The 4949-nt window shown below is 72.5% G+C and carries 5 protein-coding genes; 1 reads left to right on the top strand and 4 read right to left on the bottom strand.

Annotated elements, in window-relative coordinates; genetic code table 11:
- Nucleotides 1–55: 55 nt before the first annotated feature.
- The 4 genes from DVH02_RS33235 to yczE form a co-directional block, all read right to left on the bottom strand.
- Nucleotides 56–430: an RNA polymerase-binding protein RbpA gene (locus DVH02_RS33235; RefSeq protein ID WP_114627560.1), complete on the bottom strand. Its 375-nt coding sequence runs from the start codon at nucleotides 428–430 to the stop codon at nucleotides 56–58.
- Nucleotides 431–694: 264 nt separating this feature from the next.
- The gene (locus DVH02_RS33230; protein WP_114627559.1) at nucleotides 695–2041 is read right to left on the bottom strand and encodes an MFS transporter; all 1347 of its coding nucleotides are present in this window, start codon (nucleotides 2039–2041) and stop codon (nucleotides 695–697) included.
- 37 nt (nucleotides 2042–2078) lie between these two features.
- Nucleotides 2079–2858 carry a glycerophosphodiester phosphodiesterase family protein gene (locus DVH02_RS33225; protein WP_114627558.1) on the bottom strand — a complete coding sequence of 260 codons (780 nt, stop codon included), beginning with the start codon at nucleotides 2856–2858 and terminating at the stop codon, nucleotides 2079–2081.
- Nucleotides 2855–3559 (bottom strand): membrane protein YczE, encoded by a 705-nt coding sequence (yczE, locus tag DVH02_RS33220; RefSeq protein ID WP_407697710.1) that lies wholly within the window; start codon nucleotides 3557–3559, stop codon nucleotides 2855–2857. Before yczE ends, DVH02_RS33225 begins: the two co-directional genes overlap by 4 nt.
- Before the next feature lie 64 nt (nucleotides 3560–3623).
- On the opposite strand from yczE, the gene yczR reads away from it, so the two are divergent.
- Nucleotides 3624–4949 (top strand): MocR-like transcription factor YczR (gene yczR / locus DVH02_RS33215; RefSeq protein WP_147286192.1); only part of this gene is annotated, 1326 nt, incomplete at its 3' end.

The raw sequence follows: 4949 nt of genomic DNA, 5'->3' as shown, positions 1-4949 counted from the left end.
GGGGCGGCCCGCGGCTCTGTACGTGATGTGTGTCTGTCGTGCGGTGTGTACGCGGTCAGGCGGACTTGCGGCTGTCCCGCGGATGCACGGCGATGTTCATGGCACCGGAGCGCAGGACGGCCAGCCTCTCGGCCAGCACCTCCTCCAACTCCTCGCGGGTGCGCCGCTCCATGAGCATGTCCCAGTGCGTACGCGCAGGCTTGCCCTTCTTCTCTTCGGGGCCATCCCCGTCCACCAGGAGTGCCAGGGCGCCGCACGCCTTGCACTCCCACTCCGGCGGAATCTCCGCCTCTACCGAGAACGGCATCTCAAATCGATGGCCGTTCTGGCATGCGTACTCCACCGCCTGGCGCGGGGCCAGATCGATGCCGCGGTCCGTCTCGTAGCTGGTAACCACAAGTCGCGTGCCGCGGAGAGCTCGCTCACTCATGAATCGTGCCTCCCGGGCTTGTCGCCCACAGGACAGGTGTCGCTGTCGTCGTCATCCGGTCAACGTCCGGTCGGCGGTAAAGATTCCCGTTCCGGGTCTGCGTCGCCCGTCGTGCCGTTGCTTGTTCAAGGATTACGTACCCACCAGCGCCCGGTTTGTCACATCTAACAGGAGATGTCACCCAGCGAAGTCGTCTGTCGAGTACGCAGTAACGGTCCGCCTGGCAGGCCAACCGCGTACACTACCGCCCTTTGAGTTCAACGTCTAAATACGCTCCGGTACGGGGTTTCCCGCGGCCGCGATCGCCCGCCCGATCGGGACCCTTGCCAGCAGGCCGAACCCTAGCGCGAAGAAGACCACGAGGGAGATGATCGCGTCGCGGTAACTGCCCGTGACCTGAAAAGCCACCCCGAACACCAGCGGTCCCAGCCAGCTCAGCCCCCGGTCGCTCATCTCGTACGCCGAGAAGTACTCGGCCTCCTTGCCGCTCGGCACCAGATGGGAGAAGAGCGAGCGCGACAGGGCCTGGCTGCCGCCCAGCACCAGACCGATCGCCGCGGCCAGCGCGTAGAACGCCACCGGCGCGTCGGCGGGCAGGAAGTACCCCGCCACGAGGATGAGCGTCCACACCGCCAGCGAGCCCAGGATCGTCCGCTTGGCCCCGTACGACCTGGCCATGCGGCCCATGCCCAGAGCGCCGGCCACCGCCAGGACCTGGACCAGCAGTACGGCGGTGATCAGGGTCGTCTGGTCGAGGCCCAGCTCCTCCGAGCCGTAGATCGACGCCTGGGAGATCACCGTCTGGATGCCGTCGTTGTAGACCAGATAGGCGAGCAAGAAGGACAGGGTCAGCGGATGGCGGCGCATGTCGCGCAGCGTGGCGAGCAGCTGCCGCCAGCCCGTGCCCACCGCCCCCTCGCCCGAGCGCACCACCCGGCGGTCGCGCAGCCTGCGCAGCGGCACGATCGTGAAGGCGCCCCACCAGACCCCGGCCGTCGCCAGACAGATCCGCACTGCCGCCGACTCGGAGACCCCGAACGACTCGTGACCGGTGTAGAGCGCCAGATCCAGCAGCAGGACCAGCGCGCCCGAGGTGTAGCCGAAGGCCCAGCCCCGGGACGAGACGGCGTCGCGCTCGTCGGGCGTGGCGATCTGCGGCAGATAGGCGTTGTAGAGCACCATCGAGACCGCCAGCGAGGCGTTGGCCACGATCAGCAGCAGCGCCCCCAGCAGATAGCGGTCCCCGTCCAGGAAGAACATGCCGGCCGTGGCGCTCGCGCCCAGATAGGCGGCGGCCGCCAGCAGCGGCTTCTTGCGCCCCGTACGGTCCGCCGCCGCGCCCGCCAGCGGCATCGCCAGGATGGCGACGACCAGCGACAGGGAGACCGTGTACGCGAAGACGGAGCCCGCCCGGACGGGGACGCCCAGCGGATGCACATAGCCGTCGGCGTCCGCCGCGGCTTTCGCCACCGAGGTCAGATACGGGCCCAGGAACACGGTCAGCACGCTCGTCGAATAGACGGAGCACGCGAAGTCGTAGAAGTACCAGCCGCGCTGCTCGCGCCTGCGGTCCGCTGCCCCGGCGGTCGCCTCGGCTGTCTCGGCGGTCATCCCCGCGTCCTCTCCCCCGTACGGGCGCGCCGCCCGGTCAGTTCCATGCGTCCCGAGCGGTCAACACGGCGCGCAGTGTCTCCAGTTGATCAGTCATGATGCCATCCACGCCGAGGTCGAGGAGCGCCTCCATCCGGTTCGCCTCGTTGACCGTCCAGACATGGACCTGCAGGCCGCGCGCGTGCGCCGTCCGTACGAAGCGCTCGTCGACCACCGGGACGCCGTTCTGCGCCTCGGGGACCTGCGCGCACACCGCGCCGGGGCGGACAGGCGCGGGGATCCCGTACGAGCGCAGCCGCAGCCCCAGCACGCCCCGCACGCCGTACGACGTGGCGAGCCGGGGGCCGGCCAGGCGGGCCGCGCGCGCCACCCTGGCCTCCGAGAAGGAGCCCACGCACACCCGGTCCCAGCTCTCCGTGCGGCCGATCAGCTCGACCAGCGGCGCCAGGGCGGGCGCCGCCTTGATGTCCACGTTCCAGCGGGCCCCGGGGAACTCCTCCAGCAGCTCCTCGAAGAGCGGCAGCGGCTCGCGCCCCGCCACCTCGGCCCGGCGCACCTCGGCCCACGGGAGATCCGCGATCCGGCCCCGGGCGTCGGTGACCCGGTCCAGCGTCGGATCGTGGAAGGCGACCAGCCGGCCGTCCCTCGTGGCGTGCACATCGGTCTCGAAATGGCGGTAGCCGAGGGCGGCGGCCCGGCGGAACGCGGCGGCGGTGTTCTCCAGGCCGTCCGCCGCGCCGCCGCGGTGCGCGAACGCGATCGGGCCGGGACGCCGTGCGCCCGGCCGGTCGAGATAGGGGTGGCGAGGTCGGGTCACCGAGGCAGTATGGCCCCTCCCGGTGACGTCCCGGCGACGATCTCGGGACCGCCGTCCGCCCCGCGGACGGCGAACACGCGCAGGAAGAACTGCGCGAGCGGGCCGATGGCCAGCGCGTACGCCGCCGTGCCGATGCCCACGGAGCCGCCCAGCGCGAAGCCGGTGACGACGACCGCCACCTCGATCGCCGTACGGACCAGCCGCACCGAGCGGCCGGTCAGCCGGTGCAGCCCGGTCATCAGGCCGTCGCGCGGCCCGGGGCCGAAGCGGGCCGCGATGTACAGGCCGGTCGCCGCCCCGTTGAGCACGATCCCGGCGACCAGCAGCGCGATCCGGACGGGCAGCCCGTGCGCCGCGGGCACCAGGGCGAGCGTCGCGTCGGTGGCCAGCCCCACGGCGAAGACGTTGGAGACCGTGCCGAGCCCCGGCCGCTGCCGCAGCGGTATCCACAGCAGCAGCACCACCGCCCCGGCCGCGATCGCGACCACTCCCATGGACAGCCCGGTCAGCTTCGCCAGCCCCTGGTGCAGCACGCCCCACGGCTCCAGCCCCAGGCCACCGCGGACCAGCAGCGCGGAGCTGGCCCCGTACAGGGCGAGACCGGCGTAGAGCTGCCCGAGCCGACGGGGCAGCTGCGGGGTCCTGAGACCGGAGGCGATCGACACGGTGCCGTCCTTTGGTGCGATGGTGGACTGGGACATGCCACTGTGTGGCTGATCCGGCCATGCCAACCATGGCCAATCCGGGGAAGGTGGACTGATTTCCATGGCGCAGTGGACCTCTGCTGTCGGGGCGGTGCAACTGGCCAGACAACTCCACGCCCAGCGGACCGCGACCACCGGCCCCGGCATCCGCCGCCCGCCCGCCTACCGGGCCCTCGCCGACGGGATCCGGCGGCTGGTCCTGGAGGGCCGGGTGCCGGTCGCCGCCCGGCTGCCCGCGGAACGCGAGCTGGCGGTGGCGCTGTCCATGAGCCGCACCACCGTGGCCGCCGCCTACGAGGCGCTGCGCTCCGAAGGGTTCCTGGAGTCCCGCAGGGGCGCCGGGAGCTGGACCGCCGTCCCGGCGGGCAACCCGCTGCCCGCGCGCGGACTCGAACCGCTGCCGCCCGAGTCGCTCGGCTCCATGATCGACCTCGGCACCGCCGCCCTGCCGGCCCCCGAACCCTGGCTCACCCGTGGCGTCCAGGGGGCCCTGGAGGAGCTGCCGCCGTACGCGCACACCCACGGCGACTACCCGGCCGGGCTGCCCGCGCTGCGCCGGATGCTCGCCGAGCGCTACACCGAGCGCGGCATCCCGACCATGCCGGAACAGATCATGGTCACCACGGGCGCGATGGGCGCCATGGACGCGATCTGCCATCTCTTCGCGGGGCGCGGAGAGCGGGTCGCGGTCGAGTCCCCGTCGTACGCCAACATCCTCCAGCTGATGCGGGAGGCGGGCGCCCGGCTGGTGCCCGTCGCCATGGCGGAGGGGCTGTCCGGCTGGGACCTGGCGCGCTGGCGCCAGGTGCTGCGCGACGCGGCGCCCCGGCTCGCCTATGTCGTCGCCGACTTCCACAACCCGACCGGCGCGCTGGCCGACGAGGACCAGCGGCGACAGCTGGTCGACGCGGCCCGCTCGGCGGGCACGGTGCTCGTCGTCGACGAGACCATGTCCGAGCTGCGCCTCGACCCGGACATCGAGATGCCCCGGCGCGTCTGCGCCTTCGACCCGGCGGGCAGCACCGTCCTCACGGTCGGCTCGGCGAGCAAGGCGTTCTGGGCGGGGATGCGCATCGGCTGGGTGCGCGCCGCCCCCGATGTGATCCGCTCCCTCGTCGCCGCGCGCGCCTACGCCGACCTCGGCACCCCGGTCCTCGAACAGCTCGCCGTCCACTGGCTGCTGCGTACCGGCGGCTGGGAGGAGGCCGTCGCGCTGCGCAGGGCGCAGGCGCGGGAGAACCGCGACGCGCTGGTCAGCGCCGTACGCGCGGAGCTGCCCGGCTGGGAGTTCGACGTGCCGGGCGGCGGGCTGACCCTGTGGGTGCGTACCGGCGGGCTGTCCGGTTCGCGGCTCGCCGAGGTGGGGGAGCGGGTCGGGGTGCGGGTG

The organism is Streptomyces corynorhini, assembly GCF_003346515.1.
Classification (GTDB): Bacteria; Actinomycetota; Actinomycetes; order Streptomycetales; family Streptomycetaceae; genus Streptomyces; species Streptomyces corynorhini.
Note: the sequence above shows the minus strand (reverse complement) of the source record. Positions and strands in the feature narration are given on the sequence as shown.

What these genes read in the sequence shown, in the direction of transcription:
- DVH02_RS33235 (WP_114627560.1), bottom strand. Translation starts at nt 430, where the DNA reads ATGAGTGAGCGAGCTCTCCGCGGCACGCGACTTGTGGTTACCAGCTAC.
- DVH02_RS33230 (WP_114627559.1), bottom strand. Translation starts at nt 2,041, where the DNA reads ATGACCGCCGAGACAGCCGAGGCGACCGCCGGGGCAGCGGACCGCAGG.
- yczE (WP_407697710.1), bottom strand. Translation starts at nt 3,559, where the DNA reads ATGTCCCAGTCCACCATCGCACCAAAGGACGGCACCGTGTCGATCGCC.